Consider the following 18,945-nt stretch of genomic DNA (forward strand, 5'->3'; position numbering starts at 1 on the left):
GACGATTGCTACACCGATGCACGCATCCTGAATCTTGGCTAAGGAGGGAATCATGGCTTTTGGTTTTTACTTTGATATGACGCGTTGCATCGGCTGCCGCGCGTGCCAAGTGGCGTGCAAAGACAAGAATCGTCTTGAGGTCGGAACCCTGTATCGCAATGTGAAGAGCTACACGGTCGGCACGTTCCCCAACGTTAAGTCGTACAGCTACTCTGGCAGCTGCAACCATTGCGAGAACCCGATCTGCTTGGCCAACTGCCCGACGGGTGCGATCAGCAAGGCTGAAGATGGCACTGTCGTTCAGGACCAGAGCAAGTGCATTGGTTGCCGTATGTGCGTGATGAGCTGCCCGTACGGCCATCCGCAGTACTTCCCCGAGAAGGGCGTTTCCGGCAAGTGCGACGGTTGCTACGGCCTGCGAGCCAACGGCGATCAGCCCGCTTGCGTTGCGGGTTGCCCGAACCGTGCGCTTGACGCCGGCGATGTTGACGAACTTCGCAAGAAGTATGGCAACGATCTGGACAAGGGCACCATCGTGGTGCTCCCGAGCCCCGATCTGACCCAGCCGAACCTCCTCGTCAAGACCAAAGATCTTGCGTTCGATAGCTCTGCTGTCGAACTGACCTGGTAAAACCTGGGGTTTCATTTGCCGCCGCGCCGCATCTCGTTTGTGGCGCGGCGTTTTCTTGTCGTGTAGTATTCACTGGAACAGTTGGCTGCCCGTGTTCTCGCCGCAGCGAGAAGGGTGCGGCCTTCCCTTGAAAGGAGCGGCGTTATGCCTGATCAACAACTCGAAAGCCGCATCGGCATGGATCTTGCCCGCCGCGCGTACCTCTACGATCTGCTTCATGCGGTCTTCGGCGGCAACTGCTCGCCCGATTTCGTCGCGAAGCTCTTTGGTTCACAGGCTCGCGAGATGTTCACCTGCGAGGCTGCCGTGATCTCTGATGGGGACCTGTCCGTTGACAGCAAGTGCGCTCTCGCTAAGATGGACCGCTCGCTCGACGATTGTGCGAGGGAGGTTCTGGCGTGCTATGACGAACACGGGGGCCTGTCTTCGGATGCCGTGGCGGCGCTTGCGCCCGAGATGGAAGGCGACTACGCGAAGCTCTTCCAGATTCCTGGGGACTGCTATGTTCATATGTGGGAGTCGCCGTACGTGGGTACCGAGCAGACGCTGTTCCAGTGCAGCACGCTCGACGTTCGCGCAGCGTATCATGCCGCCGGTTTGAAACTTCAGGCTGAAAAGCAGTTCCCCGATGACCACATTGCGGCTATGCTGGGATATCTGAGCTGCATGGGGTCTCGTGCGTACGAGGCATATGCCGACGGGCGCGATTCCGAATGCCGGAAGGCGCTGCAGGATTCCAAGGCTTTTTTGGAAGCGCATGTGCTCACGTGGGTCAACGCGTTCGCTCAAAAAGTGATCGAACGGGACGCGCGCGGACTGTATGCCGCATTTGCCCAGGGCATCGTCATGGTTGCCCATGTCGATAGCGTGCAGCTCGATTGGCTGATGGGACATATTGGCGAATAGGGATTGCGATGGACGTTCGGGAATACGCGAAAGCATTCAACCAGGTAGAACGCGATTACGAGGAAGCGGTCGCCACTTTCGGCGTCCCCTTCGAGGTTTCGGAATCCTGTTCCCGAGAGCGCCGGGCGCAGGTGGCCCGTGCCTGCGGCTGCCATTGCGAGAACGGGGACGGCTCCCTGTGGCGCGGGTGGATATCTCCTGCGTGCTTGGCGTGCCGCACCGGCGAGCGCACGGCGACGTTTTTCATCGACCTGCGATGCACGCGCCATTGCTACTTCTGCTTCAATCCCAACCAGGATCACTACGAGTATTTCCTTTCCCACCGACGCGATATCGTAGCCGAGCTCAACGCCGCGCACGATGCCGGCGCCCAATTCGACTGCCTCGCCATCACGGGTGGCGAGCCTTTGCTGCATAAGGAGCAGGTCGTGGCCTTCATCGAGCGGGCGCGTGAGCTGTATCCTGCCGCTCACGTGCGCTTGTATGCGTGCGGCGATTTGCTCGACGATGCGTGCTTGGGACAGCTCGCGCAGGCGGGGCTCGACGAGGTCCGCTTCAGCGTGAAGCCTGAAGACATCGCGAGCGCTGATGCGCCCGTGTTCGAGCGCATGGCGGCTGCTGTGTCCTCGTTGCCGCATGTCATGGTTGAAATGCCGGTGATTCCCGGCACGCTCGCCACGATGAAGCCGCTTCTCTCGCGCCTCGACGCGATGGGCGTGTGGGGGATCAACCTGCTTGAATTCTGCTTCCCCCTCTGCAACGCGGAAGAGTTCCGCGGGCGCGGTTTCGAGCTGCGCAAGCACCCGTTCAACTACCTGTACGATTATTGGTACGGCGGCGGCGTTCCCGTTGCGGGCAGCGAAGCCGAGGCGCTGGCGCTGCTCGAGTACGCCGACGAGCAGCAGCTTGAGCTGGGGGTGCATTATTGCAGCTCGGACAACAAGAACACGGGGCAGATCTTCCAGCAAAACAAGGCGTTTCTGGAGGATGCCGATTTGCAGGCCGCGTATCCCTGGCTTTCCCTCGATGAGGGGGATAAGCTACTGAAGTGCGCAAAGGCTTTCGGCAAGGACGCGAAAGCGGTCCGTGCGTGGGCGCGAGCATGCCGCGTACCGCAGGATTGGGATGCGCAGATGCCTTCGATTGCCATTCCGCTCAACCGTCTGGGGGAGGCGCGCAAGGCGTGCCCCAAGGTGGTTTTTGCAGAGAGCGCCAACGTCTTCGAGGACCGCGAGGGGCGACCCTACTTGCGCGAGCTGGGTGTTCGCGAGATCGAAGGCGCGTAGGGGAGCGTAGGGGAGCACTACCGGCTCCAGGGAGCACAACCCCGAGTTCGTGGTCAACTGAGCAAGTTGTGTGCTGCCATTTCTCAGAATAATCCAACTCGCTTTAAGCTGACCTGGGGCTTTGCTTTCGGAGGATGCCCTGAGCCATCGTGGTGGGGAAAATCGGGCGAAAAAACGTCGCACAACTCGTCCAGTTGACCACGAACTTGCCTCATTGCTCCAAGTGAGGTAGAAATGAGGCGGCCAGGCGCTTCAGAGCGGCTCTAAGGGAGCCCAATTCGGGATGTCGTCGTAACGGGAGGATGCAACCTTATCGCAATGAAGCAAATCCCCGACCCTGCCCCATAATCACCGACCTCATTCCGCTTTCCTCGCCATGCTTGCCCACCACCGCAGTCCGCGCTGCTAGTAGGCTGTACGGATAAAGCTTAGGCCTCGGCAATACAAAAGGGTAGGGGGTGCGTTCTCTCAATCTTTTTCTAGCGAAAATCCAGATTGCTAATGTTATATGAAGTGCGCTCGGTTGGATGCTTGCATAGATGCTTGCTTTCTATGAGATGCCGAGTTCCGATGCAAGTGCTACAAGCTCGCTGTAGCGCTTCACACCAAACTTGCGGTACATGTGCGAGAGATGTGACTTCACGGTGCTCTCGCTTATGCAGAGCTCCTGGGAAATCTCCTTGCGATCCATGCCAGAAAGCGCGAGCTTGATCACTTCGAGCTCTTTGCTTGTGAGTTCCACAGCTTGACTCAGCTGGTCTTCTTCGCCTTCTCTCAATTGCATGAAATCTTGCCTAAGCAACGACTGTGCAAAGTGACGATTCTTGTAGTTGGGCTTGGCGGTGGTGAGATAGACCATCAGCAGAGAGCGCACCTGGCGGGCTTTCCAGCCAAATATAGCGACGATGTCGTTTTCCTGTGCACGGCTGACGCATAGGTCGATTTCTCGCACCGCACGTGTGCGTTGTCCGCGCTCGAAGTAGATAAGGGCGACCTCCAACATGAGAAGCTGTGCAATGAGGTTGCATTCATGGCTGTCAGCGGTTTCGAGCAGGGCGAGCAGGCGCTTCTCCCTTTCTTCCTCATCGACGATGGAAAGCTCTACGAACTCGCGCACGAGACGGGACTGCGCCGTCATCGCAAGACCCAGCATGTCGAACTCCCTATATGAGGCGAGGGCCTCTTGCACACGCCCTTCGAGCAACATGAGCATCGCGTGGTTTTGGAAGGGCTGTACAGCAGCCATGCGAGGAATAAAGCCCAATGACATCTTGACCAAGCTCATGCCCTCTCTAAGGATGGCGTCTGCCTTGTCTATGTCTCCAGCAGAGACATAGGTCCAGGCTCGGGCGGTACACCAATCTAGGAACATATCGACGTTGCTGCGCTTGGAAATGAGCGAGGTCGCCTTTGCGAGGCGTTGCTCGCGCTCCATGTTGTTGTTGCTCAAAACATCGATCAAGACCTCGAGCGAGCATGCGGCACCGCAGGTCACGTAGTCCGGTGCATAGCTCGTTTGAATTTGACGGCACATTTGAGCGGCGTGCTTGAGGTTTCCTTGCTCGAAGTACGAGAACGCCATCGAGTAACTGTTGATTGACGAGAGGAAGGGGAAAGACCCGTCGCTTGTCAACGAGGCGAATTCCAGGTGGCGCTCGAGACCCTCCTGGATTTTGCCCTGCTGGTCGAGGGCTTCCGAACGGCAATTGGCGAGTATGACCTTGAGCGGGATGAAGTCCTTGCCTGCAAGGCGGCTCTCCACTTGGTGGGCTTTTTCGATGCCGTCGTCGAACTTGCTGGCGAGGCAGAGCTCTTTGACCTTGATGACCTCGAGCGATAAGCGCAACCTCTCGTCGACGAGCTCATCGGGAAGCTCGTGCAGGGGTTTGAGCCAGAAGTCGAGCTCGTCGAGCTGCGCGCTGTAGGCATAGGCCCATGCCGCCAGTAGGTAAAAACAGGGGCTGAGTTCCTTGATATCGATATTGCGACGGAACATGGTTATACTCATGAGCTCTGCCGTTGTCATGTTTGGGTAGGCGACGCGTACGAGGTTGAAGATGTCCTCGCGCTCGCTTGCGAGAATCTTATGCTTGGCGGCAGCGGTTGTCAGTCCATTCCTGAGGCACCAGCGCGAAGCGCGGGCGTTTAGCAGGCGCTGCTCGTGCGAGGAGAGGATTTGGGCTTTCTTCATGACCCACTGCGAGAACAGGGGATGGAGCTCATATTCGCCTGAATTTGTGTCGATGGGGAAGAAGAACGCGTTGCGCCTGTGCAGGCTGCTGATCGCGGTGTCGACATCGACATCCCCAAGCGTGTAGCCGGCGACCCTAGCGGAGATCATGCCAAGAGATGCCGTCTTGAGGAGTAAGTCCTTCTCTTCTTGGGACAAACCAGAGAAGACCTCGAACTCGAAGAACTCGTTGAGGCGGGGATCGGTACCCGACAAATTGGCGACAGCCTCTTTGAATGACACACCCGCATCGACGCTGTCCATGACGATAGCCGTGCCGGCTGGCCAGCCTTGCGTTTTGTCATGGAGAAGACTCAAGTCCGGCTCCTCCACTTGCTCGACTCCGGCGTCAAGAAGGTATTCGAGCATCTCTTGTTTTGTAAGCGCAAGCATACTGTAGTCAATGCTGAGCGAGACGTCTGGGATGGTAAAGCCGGGGAAGCTGTGCTTGGTGAAGGCGACACGTGACGACAGGATGATATGGACGTTTCCAGAGAGCGCCAACATGAGCGTCAGGAGCTCTTCGAGCGTCTCGAAGCCGTAGATGACGTCAAGCCCTTCTATAACGATGAACAAGCCGCCGCACTTGCGTGCACTGAGACTCATCTCGTTGGCCATTGTGAGGATGGCTTCGTTTCTTGCCATGGATTGGACCGCACCGAGACTTTTCACGAAATCGATACCCAGGGCTGTGCAGATTGCATAGTGGAAGTTGAGCCAGAAGCACTTCGAGTCGCGATCGCGGCGGTCGATGGCGAACCATGCTGCTTTTTCTCCAGCATTTGTGAGGCTGTAGAACCAGTCCGCGAGAGCGGTTGTCTTGCCATAGCCTGCAGGAGCGTTGAGGAACGTGAAGCGTTGGCGTCGAGAGCGGTCGAGCAGGTGCATAATACGCTCTCTTGGCTTGCCCCAGAGACGCTGCGCCGGTGGCATGGATTTGGCAACAATGGGGATGTTGTTTGCTGTGAGATGACCTGCAGTGCTCTCCATTGCCCCTCCTTGTGTGGAACCTTCTTTGTGCTGGCTAGACGACTTGTCGCCGGTTGCACTATGCCAATGCTCGGCAGACCGGCCTATCTGCGGCTACCAGACATGCTGTAGCTCCAGCGCGGCTTTGGCGAGAATCATATCACGAACACATGTTCCGCTAGTCTTGTTTTCAAGTTTCTTGAGAAGTTATTCTCGCAACGTCAGCTTGATTCGGACAGCATGGGTGGGGCAGTTCTGCAGGCACAGTCCGCATCCGGCGCAAAGCATGTGGTCTGTGACGTGCGAGTAAGGGCCGTGCTCGTCGCGGGCGGGTTCGAGTACGTGCTTTTGCGGGCAAAGGCGCACGCACTTCATGCAGCCGATACAGTAGTCCCTGTCGATGTAAACAGAGGGCTTGTTTCTCACAAAGCCCGCTGGCGGACCATAGACCATGGGTGCCTCCATCTGTGCTAGTCGAGAAAAGTTTGAAACGCAAAAGAGGAGGGGCAGCTGCAACTGCCCCTCCTGCTTGTGGGATTTCTGCCGCCTTATCTAGGAAAAGAAAATCGATAAGGTTGGCAATTACAACGTTGGGATCTTACTTGCCGTTGAGCTCCCAGCAGCCGATCTCCTTGTAGGCACGGTCCCAGACGGTCTCGGCATCGGGGTTGTCGTAGTACTCGATGGGCACGTTCTCGTCAGACTGATCGGCCGGGTCGATGCAGGGGTAGACCTTGCACAGCAGGCCGCGTGCGTTCCAAGTTGCGGTCATCTTGTCGGCGAGATCGGGGTCGTCGTCGATGAGCACATTTGCGGCGCAATCGAACACGCCTTGGCTCCACGGCTCCTCGGCGGGAAGCTCCGGGTACCACCATGAAGGCGGAACCTGGACCATGCCCTCGGGGACGTCCCAGCCCACATGAGCCTTCTGGCGGATGCGTCCCATGCGCGTCTCGATCCAGATCCAGTCCCCTTCGCGAATGTGCAGCTTACGAGCATCGTTGATGTGCATCCAAGTCATTGGCCAGGGGACGACCGAGCGAGTACCGTGACCGGGCGTGCGCATCTCGGAGTGGTACAACGGGCTGATGCGGCCGGAGGTGGTCAGGCGCAGCGGGTACTCCTTGGCCAGCTCGGGGTTGCCCAGCGGAGTCTCGGGCTCGGTGTAGACAGGAATGGGATCATAGCCGAGCTCCTCGAGGACGGAGGAGAAGATCTCGGCCTTGCGGGAGGGAGTTGCGAAGCCGCGCAGCTGACCGTTGGCAAGGGGCTTTGCGTACTTGTAGAAGTCCGTGCCGTAGGGGAAGTAGTTGCCGAGGTTGGTCGCCTTCTCGCGATTCATGTCGGGCACGCGCTCGAGGCGGTATTCGATGAGGTCCTCGTAGGTCTCCCAGGGCCAGTACTCCTTCTGGCCGCATGCGATGCCGAGTGCCCTGAAGAAGTCGAAGTCCATGTGGCGGTCGTAGAGGGGCTCGACGCCGCGGTCTCCGGTAACGATGAAGTCGTTGGAGTCCTCAGAGGTGGTGCAGCAGGGGCGCTCCATCCAGTCGGCTGCGGGGATGATGTAGTCGGCGAGAGCTGCAGTCGGGGTCTTCCAGTAGTCGACGACGACGAGGAGCTCGAGGGCCTTGAGGGCCTTGTAGACGCGCTTGGTGTTCGGCGCCCAGGCCAGCGGGTTGGAGGACCAGCAGATGCAGGCGGTGACGGGGTAGGGGTCCTTCTCCAGAATTGCCTTCCACATCAGGGACGGGCTGCACAGCATCTGGTGCAACATCGGGCGGTTCAGGCCGAACATCTTGCGGTAGCACTTGTCGATCGCCTTGAAGCCATGCCAGGACATGACGCGGAACCGCTCGTTGCCGATGTAGTCCTTCTGAATCTCGGGGGTGAGGAGATCTGAAAGCTCGAGCTCAGAGTCGCGGACGGGGAACAGCTTCTCCTTGTCGTCCGGGTCAGCCGGCTGACCGACGTACTCGCCGCCGGGGTTGTCGATGTTGCCGGTGAGGATGCGTGCCATGGTCTTGGCAATGCCAAACTGGGATGCGTTGATGCCGTGCTGGTCGCCGCCGCCCAGGCCCCAGCCGATGAATGCAGGACCGTTGGTTGCGTACAGGCGTGCTGCCTCGCGGATCTTGCGAGCGGGGACGTTGGAGATCTTGGAGGCGCGCTCGGGCGTCCAGTCCTTGAAACGATCCTCGATGGCGTCGAAGGCAGTCCAGCACTCGACCTCGGAGCCGTCGGCCATCTTGATCTTGAAGGTGCCCTGCAGGGCCGGGGTGACCTCGCAATCCTCGTAGTAGCGGTTCTCGTCGGAGCACCAGGTCACAGGCTGGCCGCTAATCTCGTTGATTGCAAGGAAATCCTCGTGCTTGCCGCCGTTGAACTCGTCGAGGCGCACAAGCTTGCCAGTGTCCTTGCGGACCAGGAAGGGGGCGTTGGACCAGTAGCGAACGAACTTGTCATCCCACAGCTTCTCCTCGAAGATGACGTTGAGCCATGCGAAGGAGATTGCGCAGTCAGTGCCGGGATAGGGCTGCAGCCAGATGTCTGCAGTTGCGGAGCCGTCGATGCAGGTGGTGTCGATGTTGATGTATTGGGCGGGGTTGTCCTGGTTGACTTCGATGCGGCCGCGCATGGTGCGCCACAGCGGACCCTCGGGAGCGTAGGCTTCAGACCAGCGCTTGCCCCAGTTGACGATTGTGCCGGTATAAGAGGGGGAGACGGGCATGATTGCCTCGACGGGCCAACCAACCATAGCCATGTTCAAGGAGTAGTTCCAGCACCAGCAGATAGTGCCAGGGTCAACAACGTTGCCGGGGTTGCCAAAGAGATTGAAGAAGCGCGTGCGTGCCCACAAGTGATCGGAGCGGTACGTGCCCTCGGAAGAGAACAGGGTCTTGGCGCCGTACTTCTCCTTAAGTGCCATGAGCTTGGTGGAAATCTCGTCGATCGCCTGTTCCCAGGAGATCTCTTCCCACTTGTCCTCGCCCTTCTCGCCAACGCGCTTCATGCAGTGGTTGATGCGCTTGGGATGGTAGTGGAACTTGATTGCTTTTTCGCCCTTGCTACCGAGGCGGTTGCAGAGAACGGAGCCCTCCTCTTCGTTAGGGCGCATCTCTACCAGGCGGCCGGTCTTGGTGTCGACACCGCACCAGACACCGCAGTTCATGTGGCACATGAAGCAACGGGTCCTGCGCCAGCGGATGCCGTTCTCATCGACCGTGTTGTTGGGGACGCCCAACATGGAAACCTTCTCGCTCATTGTGAGTTCCTCTCTCCTAGGCTTCTCTTCACAATGTCGGGGCCCTCACCCCGACTCAGCGATGCTCCACATATTAAGATCATTGACAGTCTATGGAATCCGCCTAAGAGTTGAAATCAAGGTTGTCATTAGTTGAGAATTGGTTGAAGAGTAGATGCGAAGATGAAAAAAGACGATGAGCAGATGCCTGTTCGAGAATCCTATTGGTCTCTTTAAACGCATAAAGTAAAGGCGGAGGAAGGCAATGCCTGATTAGGGTTTGCGCCGTCAGAGAGAGGAATCGATCATGGAAACAAAGAACAGCGCTCAGGTTCAAGCCAACATTCCCAATGCATCCCTTAGTTCTTATGAGCCTGTCAAGATAAGCTTGGCTGATGCGCCGAGCGCCGAGGCGGAGCAGCTCGAGGGCTACAAGCGCGCGGTGGCGGCGATGGAGCTTGCAACGCGCGTTTGCGGTGATATCGACCCCGCGATCTACGAGCAAGCCGCACTGGGTATCCGCACCCAGGCCCAAGCGCAGGCCGAGGCGCAGGGGACTACTCTTTCTGCAATGCTCGTCGATCAGAAGATCTCTCTCGAGCAGTACGAGCGCATGACGGCCCTGCAGGCAAACGACATGGTCAACCAGGGTCTTGCCCTCGATGCGTGGGCTCGCCATTACGGCATCGAGCCGAGCGAGGAAGACGTCATGGAGATGATCGAAAGTATGGCACCCGGTCATGAGAAGGAGCTGCTTGAGGAGCTTAGCCAGAATCCGGCGCAGCTCGAGGCATTGAGCATCGCCGTGATGCGCTTTGCAGCTAACAAGCACCTTGCCGCTACAGCGATCGTCGAGTAGCGACAGCTTTTCTGTTTTAGAGAGGCGGGCGTGGAGTCGACCGCACGAAAAGGAACTCCACGTCCACATGTATATTGAGGAGGAAAAATGGAACTGTTCGACACGCGCTTCTTCGAGATGCTCTTCTTGATCTGCTTTGGCATCTCGTGGCCTATGAACATCGTCAAAGCGGTCCGTGGCAAGACCTCGAAGGGCGTCAGCCTCTGGTTCTTGCTGGTTTGCTTCATCGGCTATATCTTTGGCATCATCGCGAAGCTTGTGGACGACACGCTGTCGTACACCTTGATTTTCTACTGTCTGAACATCTGCATGGTGGGAACCTGCGTCGTGTTCTACTTCATCAACGCGCATCGTGACAAATTGGCCGATGAGGCCGCACAGGCCGCCGCGGGTTCGCAGCCCACTTCTGACGGCGGAGATGGCCGCTGATTGCGATTTCGAGTTACGAGGGGCTGGAGGGAGAGAGTCCGTGCTGTGGCTGCAAGGTGCGGTCCGCAGCATCTCATAGGTGTTCGTCGCCTCGATAGAACTGCAAACGGCCTCGTCAGAGGCCGTTTTTATGCCGTGATCCGTCTGTGACCCAAACGGCGAAATTCTTCTTTAGAAATATTGATACGTTACCGTATCAGTTCTCTGGTTGCAGGTGGCTAGCGTGTCTGCATCACCTCAGGTGGCGTATTACCGCAGGTAATGATCCGAACTCGTATCAACCGTTACTCGGCCGTTTCGCGCATTATCGTTGCGTGAGTTTTTGACTTGAGTTCAGCGATAGGTGATTATGCTGTGTGAGCTGCCGGAACATCTTATTTCTGACGCGACGGAGCTTCTCGTTCGACCAGGGATATCTCAAAGATGCATCGAGGAGGACGTCTCGCTTGCCGGTAAAGACTGTCTAAGTGTCATTCTTGGGGAAACTCAAAAGGAGTGCTTCAGCTGCTCACGGTGTCTCTTTCATTACTCCTGTGCAAACTCGCAATGCTTTTGGGATGGTGCGACTTGGATTGGGCGCTGCGGGCCACTAAGCCTCTGATGCCTGGGATTGGACACGCAAGTTTGATAGTGTTTGCGCTCCGCGCCTTACTCGCGCGGCTGAAAGGCATTTACTAAATTTACGCTACCTGAGCTGTTTGCAGCTCGGTACCATGAAGGCGATCGTCCGAAGGTTGCCGCGAAAGCGGCGGAGAATTTGCTCGGGTTGCGATATCCCACGGAGAGTGCAATGTCCGATATGTTTTTATCGGTAGCGACAAGAAGCTGGGCGGCGCGCCCCATACGGCATTGGCGGCGGTATGCCATCGGCGCAATCCCGAACGCCTTCGTGAATTTTTCCTTGAAAGCGGATATGCCCATACATGACGCTTCTGCCACATCTGCCACTGCGACGTTCTGCTCGAGATTCGATCCGAGAAGCCTCATGCCCCTTTCAAGAGATTCGATAGTACTTCTTTGCAGATAGTCTTCTGCTCGCGGGGCAAGACGAGGGGTCGCGTTGACAAGAGAGATGAGTTCGAGCGCTTTGAGACGCAGCCGCATCAGCGGTTCCCGTTCGTCGATATCCCAAAACGATTCGAGAAGAGCCTTCATTGAGGGGTCGGGCGCATAGATCTTGCAGCCGCTCGACCCTGTGAGCCGCTGCGCAAGGGCATCGAAGTCGAGGGAGAGGAGGCGGGAGAGAACCTCCGCTCCCTCCGACCGGCTGATTCTGATGGTAAATCCTGTGTACAGCGGCGCAGGAAACCTCATGGAGCGCTTTCTAATCCGCTCGTCATGCACGGCAAGCTCACCGTCTCCGAGGCGGATGCCATCGTCAAGTTGGAACCGACCGCGCAAGCACCAGTCAATCTGGAGCTCGAGCGGCTCGATGTCGTCCCATGACGCGGTGCCCTGGGGGATGCTGTTGAACGCCAGGGAAACGCCGTTGAAGAGCTCGAACACATCAATGACGCCCGCCTCGCTGCCGTCCATGCGCAGATGGTATCGAATGGACGCCCCGTCCGCTCTGACGGCGCGCAGCTTGTCGGCGTTTCTCCTTGCGAGTATGTCGAATACTGTCATGGCCTCACTCCTTCTGTCGCGAATAAGGAGTCTTGCGGATTGACGGATCATCTTCTCCTGCATGGTATTCCGACCGGAAGAAGGACGCTAGCCGACTGATGCCGCTTTCTTCGAGCGGGTAAGCCTCCGTGATTCTCCCCCTGTCCATTACGGCGACGTGCGTGCAGCACGATAGCGCGAACTCCGGATCGTGCGTGATGACGACCTGCGTGATGCCTCGTTCACACACGCGGCAGATGCCTTCGGCGACCTGTTGCATGTGGAAGAGGTCGAGACCGCTCGTCGGCTCATCGTAGACGACGAGCGCCCGGTTGGTGGCAAGCGCTTGGGCGATGGCGACGCGCTGGCGCTGCCCGCCCGAAAGCGACAGCGGGTGATCTTCGGCGAACAGGTCGAGGTCGAGGTCGCACAGGATGTCGAGCCCGCGTTGCTGCCTGTCGGGTCCCTCCATGCCGAGCACCACCTCGTCGAGTACGCTTTCCGAGAAGAGCTGGTGGCTCGCATCCTGCATGACCATGAAGCATTTTCGCCTGCGCGCACGCTTTCCCAGGCGAGCCCCTTCTAAGGTCACGGTTCCGTCGCATCGGTTGAGGCCGCATACGGCCTCGGCGAAGGTGGACTTTCCAGCGCCACATGCGCCGACAAGCGCCGTGATGCTTCCGACGGGAAGCTCGAGGCTGGCGATTTCGAGGGTTTTCTCGAGGACTCCGTTTTTCCGGCAGTGTGCCGTCAGGTTCTCGAGGCGCACCACGTTTTCTCCGAGCGCCGCCTTTTGCGCATAGGGCATCGCTGGGACGCTACAGCAACCGCTGTTTCGGAAGGCGTCGTCGACGCTTCGCGCGCGCAGCCCGAGCCGTATGCGCTCGGCATCGTCGAGACGCGCGAACTCGTCAGCCGTCCATCGGCGCGCGAGGCGGCCGTTGTCGAGGTAGAGCACGTAATCCGCGATCCCTTCAAGGTAGTGGATCCGATGCTCTGCCACGAGTACGGCGGTCCCCGTGGCCTTCCAGCGCGAAATTGCCATGCGAAGCTGAGCGATTGCCTCGAAGTCGAGGTTAGACGACGGCTCGTCCAGCACGACGAGCGCGGGAGACGTAGCCGCGGCGCTTGCGCACGCCACGCGCTGCTTCTGACCGCCCGAGAGAGAAAAGAGGCTTTCGTCGATCAGGGGTGTTAGATTGAACTCCTTTGCCGAAGCGTCCACCCGCCGTTCGATATCGGCGGGTTCGAATCCCAGGTTCTCGCATCCGAAGGCGACTTCCCCCCGAACATCGACGTTGTAGAACTGAGTCTTGGGATTTTGAAAGACGCTGCCGACGAATCGTGCGGTCTCCCAGAGCTCCGCATGCGCGACGTCGAGGCCGCATACGCGAACGGTGCCGGTTTCCGTCCCTTCGTAGAAATGCGGCGCGAGGCCATTCGCGAGGCGCGTGACGGTGGTCTTGCCGCAGCCGGACGACCCGCACAGCAATGCAACCTCGCCTTTCCCCAGCGAAAGGGATATTCCCTCGACACCTGCTCCGGAGTGTCCCCCCGCATAGGAAAACGACGCTTCGCTCATGAAAAGGACGGGGGATTCGGTCTTTGTTTCTTTTACCATGCGATCGCCTCCGGGAATGCGAGGCTCAAGGCGAGCGCCGCCGTTGCGGCAAGTGACACAGCGATAACTACAGCGTCGACCAATGCGAACCCGACGCTGCCGGTGTTCGTTCTTGGCCAAGGCGCGCCGAGTCCTCGCGCCAAGGCGGCCGCTGACAGATCCTCTCCGATGGAGACGGCGCAGCTCATGAGTGGGACGAGGCAGTTTTCCACATAGGAAGCCCCGCGGGAGATCGGGGTGATGTTTCGCATCCGCATGGCAGCGTTGATCGCCCGCGCTTCCTGGCCAAGCGTGGGAAAGAACCTGAACAGCACCGACAGCGGGATGGCAATCCAGTCGGGAATGCGCATGCGCCCCATTGCCGCCATGAACTCGGATACCGTCGTCGTGGCGAATACGAAATATGCGAGTGCAAGGGTGGGCACGAAGCGGGAGACTACAGTCGCCGTCGCAACGGTAATAGCGTTCGCTATGCCTTCAAGCGTGGGCGCGGCGAACGCAGCGAGCGCGTAGGACCCGAGATACGCCGCGAGCATGAGCCCTGCCGCATGCATGCGCCCTGATATCGCGAGCAGGCCGAACGGAAACAGCAGCATCGCCGTGCGCACGGCGAACATCGCGCCTCCGTTTCCTCCGAGCAGGAGTACTGTTGAGACTGCGAACAGCATCACCATCTTTGTGCGCGGGTCGAGCCGCACCGACCGCTCTCCTGCCTTTGACCGAAGCAGTTCCATTATCTAAGGTCCTTCCGCGGCATCTCTACGCGATGCCCGCGCGCACGAAATGTTTCTTCAAGATGGCGCGCCCGATGAAGCCACCGATGATTCCCGTTGCGAAACATGCTACGAGCAGAACCGGATACATCTCCGGCTGCAGATAGGTCATGAGCTCATTCACGTAGGCGTCGCCGTATTGGGCGCGCACGGTGGGGAGGTACGTGTTTGCAGTGATGAGAAACGGCAGGAAGTTGCCGATAATCCAGCAACTGAACACGCCGTGCGACAGGATGGCACGCGATGCCGACGCGTAGCTTCCCGATTTCCAGATGAGGTCTGCGATGAGCCCGAAGACGAGACCTGTTGCGATAGAGAAGTAGCCCATGCCGGTGATGAACATGATGATGCCGGTGAGCAGGCCGAGTATTGTTGTCATTCCGAACTTGCGTGCGCGCGTGAGAAAAAGCATGTACGGTATTCCTGCGATGAGCGGAATGATTCCGCAAATGGCTGCCATGAGGATGGGAATGAATCCCAGGCACGCTACCGCGAACACGACGACGAAGTATATCGCTGTGAAGATGCCTACGTTGATGAGGTCTTTTCCTGTTAGTCTCCCTCCTGTTTTCGACGTGGAAGCGGATGCGTTCCCAGTGGTTTTCATGTGCGAATCCTTTCCCGTGCGGCTCTTCAGCCGCCGCGCCTTCTATGAAGTTAGCCATATACAACAATAATCCATTTTGGCGAATACGCACAGAGTTGCAACTCCAAATAGCCGCGCGTGCTCTAAAAGGCCGCACGTCCTGCAGGACGGAAGGGTTCGATTTGCGACCGCCCGGGACGGTGCCGCCACTGCGTGGGAGTCATCTCGAAGGCACGGGAAGGCGGGCGGGTTGACGCAACCCTTATTTGCGCAGATACGCCGTAGAGCGGCCGGCGCCGATCTTCTCCAAGTACCCCTCGCGCACGAGCGCTCGCGGCGCGTTTTCGACAGTGGAAAGCGGCGTTTCGAAAGCCAGGATGGGGTTAGCAGGCACGCGGCTGGACGGCGGAAGGCGACCCCATTGACGCCAAATTCCAGGAGCTTCGCCTGCAAGGGGTTGTATGAACGTCAAGTTTTTCGCTACGTATCGTATGATTGTGGGGCAGGGGTGCATTAACCTCCCCGCCCCTCGCGACGTTTTGGAGCTGCTGGAAATATTGGAACAACGCTACCCTGATTTCCAGGGGCTGCTGCTCAACGACGATCATACCGATAAGGGACGCGATGCCATCGTGCTGGTGTGCGGCCGCCATATTGAGCATTTGGATGGCGTGCGCACCCCGCTTTCCGAGCAGGATTACGTAGCCGTGACGCCGCTAATTGCGGGAGGTTGATGCCGCAATGTGCGGCGGACACCGAGCACGCGTCCTTCGAAAACGCGAAGGAGACTCCTATGGTTTCTGACGAAGAAGTCATCCAAATCGTGCAGTCTTATCCTGCCGAGCGCCGCTATGCGCTGGCCGCCATGCAGGATATGCAGCATGCTTTCAACTATATCCCCGAGAAGGGGCTTCATTGCCTGGCTAAGCACCTGAAGTGCGGTGTCGCCCAGCTGTATTCCATGGCCACCTTCTACAAGGCGCTGTCTTTGAAGCCGAAGGGCAAACACATCATCAAGATCTGCAACGGCACCGCCTGCCACATCCGCGGTTCGGTGAACCTCGCGACCGGCCTCAAACGCGAGTTGGGAATCGATCCCGGCGAGACGACCGAGGACGGCATGTTCTCCGTGGAGATGGTGAACTGCCTGGGATCATGCGCCTTAGCTCCGGTCATGCTGGTCGACGGCACCTACCACAACAAACTGAAGCTCGAAGACGTCCCCGGCATCGTGGAGCGCTACCGCCTCGCGGATGCTGAAGAAGGGGAGGCCGGCAATGACTAGGACCGAGAGAATACTGGTATGCTGCGGCACCGGGTGCATTGCCAACGGTGCCTACGAGGTGGCGAGAGCCCTGGAGGAGCAGATTGCGGCACAGGGAGCGAATGCCCAGGTAGATCTCAAGGTATGCCGCACGGGCTGCTCGGGCGAATGCGAGCAAGGGCCGCTTGTTCGCCTCATGCCCCGCGACACCATGTACTACAAGGTAAAGCCCGCCGATGCCCCTGTCATCATCGCCTCACTCGAGGGCGACCCGGTGACGAAGCTTTTATATCGCGACGAGCAGGGCGTACGCCATGAGCATCAGGCGGACAACCCCTTCTACGGCCTTCAGCACAAGGTGGTGCTGAAGGATGTGGGCATCATCGACCCCTTGAGCCTGAAGGAATACAAAGCGGCCGGCGGATACGAGGGACTCGCACGCGCCCTCACCATGACCCCCGACGAGATCATCGACGAGGTGGAGAAAAGCGGCCTGCGTGGCAAAGGCGGCGCCGGCTTCCCCGCGGGGCGCAAGTGGCGTAGCGCAGCGAGTTACGACGTGTGGCCGAAGTACATCGTGTGCAACGGTGACGAGGGCGACCCGGGCGCGTTCATGGACGGCTCCACGATGGAGGGCAGCCCCCATGCCGTCATCGAGGGAATGATCATTGGCGCGCTGGCCATCGGCGCCGAGACGGGCGTGCTCTATATCCGCGACGAGTACGCCTTGGCACGCGAGCATATCCAGCGCGCCATCGACGATGCCTACGCAGCCGGCATCCTAGGCGAGCACATCATGGGCAGCGACCATAAGCTGGACTTGAGCATCGTGCGCGGCGGCGCCTTCGTGTGCGGCGAGTCCACGGCACTTATGAACTCGATCGAGGGCAAGGTCGGCGAGCCGCGCCCGAAATACATCCGCAGCGTCCAAAGCGGCCTGTTCGAGAAGCCCACGGTGCTGAACAACGTCGAGACCTTGGCATCCATTCCCACCATCTTGGCGCACGGTGGAGAGGAATACGCCAAGCTGGGAACGGAGAAGTCTAAGGGTACGAAGGTTTTTGCCATGGTGGGCAAGGTCAAGCACACGGGCCTTGTGGAAGTGCCGATGGGCACCACGCTCCGCACGCTCATCTATGACATCGGCGGCGGCATCATCAAGGACCGACCATTCAAGGCAATCCAGACGGGCGGCCCGTCGGGCGGCTGCATTCCCGAGAGCCTACTCGATCTGCCGGTTGGCTTCGACACGCTCGTCGAATACGGTGCCATGATGGGCTCGGGTGGCATGATCGTCATGGATGACTGCAGCTGCATGGTGGAGGTCGCCCGCTACTACATCGACTTTTTGTGCGAGGAAAGCTGCGGTAAGTGCACGCCCTGCCGCGAGGGCCTGCGTCAGATGCGCTATATCCTCAACGAGATCTGCGAGGGTCGCGGCAAAGAGGGCGACGTCGAGCTGCTCGAGGAGATCGGGCACATGATGCAGGTCGCTTCCCTGTGCGCTTTGGGTCGCACGGCACCGAACCCCGTGCTGACCACCATCAAGTTCTTCCGCGAGGAATACGAGGAGCACATCGGCGAGCACCGCTGCCCCGCAGGCGTTTGCGCCGCGCTGACCAGGTTCGCCATCAACCCGCAAGCATGCAAGAGCTGCGGCATGTGCGCGAAGGCATGCCCCACTGAAGCTATCTCCGGCGAGCGCAAGCAGCCGTATTCCATCGAGCCCGCCGCGTGCATCGCCTGCGGCAGCTGCCGTGAGGTTTGCAACTTCAACGCGGTGCTGACGGAGGGGAGGTAGCTATGGCTAAGACCTACGATATCGTGATCGACGGCAAGACCTGCTCGGCCGAGCACGGCGAATACCTGTGGGATGTGGCGAAACGCAACGGCATCGAGATTCCCGCGCTGTGCCGCAGCGAGGCTTTCCCCGAGCACCGCGCAAGCTGCCGCGTATGCATCGTGGAAGTGGTCGCACGTGGCCGCTCCAAGGTGGTCACTTCCTGCGTGTACCCCATAGAAGGGGAATGCGAGGTGCACACCAACTCGCCCAGAATCCTCCAGAATCGGAAGGTTCTCATTGCGCTGCTCGCTGCTCGCGCGCCGGAGTCCGACCTCATGGCTGCGATGGCGTCTCACATGGGGGCGAGCGAGGGATACGAGCGCCTCGAGCCTTTGGACGCGGGCAAGTGCATCCTGTGCGGGCTGTGCGTGCAGGCATGCGAGAGCATGGGAACAGGTGCCATCTCGACGGTCAATCGCGGCGTCGACAAGGAGATAAACACCCCCTACGGCGCGGCAAGCGACGATTGCATTGGGTGTTTGAGCTGCGCAAACGTTTGTCCCACGGACAGCATCCCATTCATGGAGGACTCCATGACTCGTACCATCTGGAACCAAACGTTCGAACTTTCTCGCTGCAAGGAATGCGGGCGGGTGCTGGGTACGCAGCAGATGTCGGACGTGGAGCTGTGCGATGCGTGCCGCCGAAAAGCGATTGCGAACGAGCTAGCGGAGACGTATCGTTTCGTGTAGGATCGCGGCC

Annotated in this window: 16 protein-coding genes; 9 read left to right on the forward strand and 7 right to left on the reverse strand. The window is 58.9% G+C overall.

Annotation, left to right across the window (positions count from 1 at the left end):
* The first annotated feature begins 52 nt into the window (after nt 1–52).
* The 3 genes from F8C90_RS03260 (at nt 53) to F8C90_RS03270 (ending at nt 2,823) form a co-directional block, all read left to right on the forward strand.
* Nucleotides 53–631, forward strand: coding sequence for a 4Fe-4S dicluster domain-containing protein (locus F8C90_RS03260; protein WP_158049020.1), 579 nt, complete (start codon nt 53–55; stop codon nt 629–631).
* Nucleotides 632–775: 144 nt separating this feature from the next.
* Nucleotides 776–1,537 (forward strand): TorD/DmsD family molecular chaperone, encoded by a 762-nt coding sequence (locus tag F8C90_RS03265; RefSeq protein ID WP_158049021.1) that lies wholly within the window; start codon nt 776–778, stop codon nt 1,535–1,537.
* Between the two features lie 8 nt (nt 1,538–1,545).
* A complete protein-coding gene (locus tag F8C90_RS03270; protein WP_158049022.1) occupies nt 1,546–2,823 on the forward strand; it encodes a radical SAM protein in 1,278 nt (425 codons plus the stop codon).
* 550 nt (nt 2,824–3,373) lie between these two features.
* Here the strand turns inward: F8C90_RS03270 and F8C90_RS03275 are convergent.
* From F8C90_RS03275 to F8C90_RS03285, 3 genes are all read right to left on the reverse strand, one after another.
* Nucleotides 3,374–6,043 (reverse strand): LuxR C-terminal-related transcriptional regulator, encoded by a 2,670-nt coding sequence (locus tag F8C90_RS03275; protein ID WP_158049023.1) that lies wholly within the window; start codon nt 6,041–6,043, stop codon nt 3,374–3,376.
* A gap of 186 nt (nt 6,044–6,229) precedes the next feature.
* Complete coding sequence (locus tag F8C90_RS11390) at nt 6,230–6,487, reverse strand: 4Fe-4S dicluster domain-containing protein (RefSeq protein WP_158049024.1); 258 nt, start codon at nt 6,485–6,487, stop codon at nt 6,230–6,232.
* 133 nt (nt 6,488–6,620) lie between these two features.
* On the reverse strand, nt 6,621–9,284 hold the full coding sequence (locus F8C90_RS03285) for a molybdopterin-containing oxidoreductase family protein (RefSeq protein WP_158049025.1): 2,664 nt from the start codon (nt 9,282–9,284) through the stop codon (nt 6,621–6,623).
* Nucleotides 9,285–9,570: 286 nt separating this feature from the next.
* On the opposite strand from F8C90_RS03285, the gene F8C90_RS03290 reads away from it, so the two are divergent.
* Nucleotides 9,571–10,122: a hypothetical protein gene (locus tag F8C90_RS03290; protein ID WP_158049026.1), complete on the forward strand. Its 552-nt coding sequence runs from the start codon at nt 9,571–9,573 to the stop codon at nt 10,120–10,122.
* 87 nt (nt 10,123–10,209) lie between these two features.
* On the forward strand, nt 10,210–10,551 hold the full coding sequence (locus F8C90_RS03295; protein WP_158049027.1) for a hypothetical protein: 342 nt from the start codon (nt 10,210–10,212) through the stop codon (nt 10,549–10,551).
* Nucleotides 10,552–11,199: 648 nt separating this feature from the next.
* Here F8C90_RS03295 and F8C90_RS03300 read toward each other — a convergent pair.
* The 4 genes from F8C90_RS03300 to F8C90_RS03315 are packed head-to-tail and all read right to left on the reverse strand — an operon-like array spanning nt 11,200 to nt 15,157.
* On the reverse strand, nt 11,200–12,177 hold the full coding sequence (locus F8C90_RS03300; protein WP_170264522.1) for a helix-turn-helix transcriptional regulator: 978 nt from the start codon (nt 12,175–12,177) through the stop codon (nt 11,200–11,202).
* Nucleotides 12,178–12,181: 4 nt separating this feature from the next.
* Entirely contained in the window at nt 12,182–13,777 is a 1,596-nt protein-coding gene (locus tag F8C90_RS03305) for an ABC transporter ATP-binding protein (protein WP_158049029.1), read from the reverse strand.
* Nucleotides 13,771–14,511 (reverse strand): energy-coupling factor transporter transmembrane component T, encoded by a 741-nt coding sequence (locus tag F8C90_RS03310; RefSeq protein ID WP_158049030.1) that lies wholly within the window; start codon nt 14,509–14,511, stop codon nt 13,771–13,773. The genes F8C90_RS03305 and F8C90_RS03310 overlap by 7 nt, the downstream gene beginning before the upstream one ends.
* Nucleotides 14,512–14,536: 25 nt before the next feature.
* Entirely contained in the window at nt 14,537–15,157 is a 621-nt protein-coding gene (locus F8C90_RS03315; protein ID WP_158049031.1) for an MptD family putative ECF transporter S component, read from the reverse strand.
* 440 nt (nt 15,158–15,597) lie between these two features.
* Between F8C90_RS03315 and F8C90_RS03320 the strand changes: the two genes are divergently transcribed.
* The 4 genes from F8C90_RS03320 to F8C90_RS03335 are packed head-to-tail and all read left to right on the forward strand — an operon-like array spanning nt 15,598 to nt 18,935.
* Entirely contained in the window at nt 15,598–15,870 is a 273-nt protein-coding gene (locus F8C90_RS03320; RefSeq protein WP_158049032.1) for a MoaD/ThiS family protein, read from the forward strand.
* A gap of 59 nt (nt 15,871–15,929) precedes the next feature.
* Nucleotides 15,930–16,421, forward strand: a complete 492-nt coding sequence (locus F8C90_RS03325; protein ID WP_158049033.1) for an NADH-quinone oxidoreductase subunit NuoE family protein — start codon at nt 15,930–15,932, stop codon at nt 16,419–16,421.
* Nucleotides 16,414–18,201 carry an NADH-ubiquinone oxidoreductase-F iron-sulfur binding region domain-containing protein gene (locus F8C90_RS03330; RefSeq protein WP_158049034.1) on the forward strand — a complete coding sequence of 596 codons (1,788 nt, stop codon included), beginning with the start codon at nt 16,414–16,416 and terminating at the stop codon, nt 18,199–18,201. Before F8C90_RS03325 ends, F8C90_RS03330 begins: the two co-directional genes overlap by 8 nt.
* A 2-nt stretch (nt 18,202–18,203) precedes the next feature.
* On the forward strand, nt 18,204–18,935 hold the full coding sequence (locus F8C90_RS03335; protein WP_158049035.1) for a 2Fe-2S iron-sulfur cluster-binding protein: 732 nt from the start codon (nt 18,204–18,206) through the stop codon (nt 18,933–18,935).
* The last annotated feature ends 10 nt before the right edge of the window (nt 18,936–18,945 follow it).

It is taken from the genome of Ellagibacter isourolithinifaciens (genome assembly GCF_008831035.1).
Classification (GTDB): Bacteria; Actinomycetota; Coriobacteriia; order Coriobacteriales; family Eggerthellaceae; genus Ellagibacter; species Ellagibacter isourolithinifaciens.